A 233-nucleotide genomic window follows, 5' to 3' on the forward strand; every position below is an offset into this window, starting at 1 on the left:
CTTCTTCACTAGTACCAGTAAAGTCCCATTCACAGAATTCGTAATCAAACTTACTGCTAAAGAAACGCCAAGAGATAACCCCTGTTGAATCAATAAAGTGCTCAACAAAGTTTTCTGGCTCAGTCACTGCCATGCTGTTAAACGTTGGCTTTGGCACATCGTTTAAGCCTTCAAAGCTGCGGCCTTGTAATAACTCGGTTAAGCTGCGCTCTAATGCCACTTCAAAGCTAGGG

General features: G+C 43.3%; 1 pseudogene. It reads right to left on the reverse strand.

The annotated features are described in order from the left end of the window. Nucleotides 1-233: pseudogene (locus AAEZ00_RS22225) on the reverse strand (OsmC domain/YcaO domain-containing protein); the annotation flags it as partial.

The organism is Shewanella sp. S1-49-MNA-CIBAN-0167 (genome assembly GCF_040310145.1).
GTDB classification, from domain to species: Bacteria; Pseudomonadota; Gammaproteobacteria; order Enterobacterales; family Shewanellaceae; genus Shewanella; species Shewanella psychromarinicola.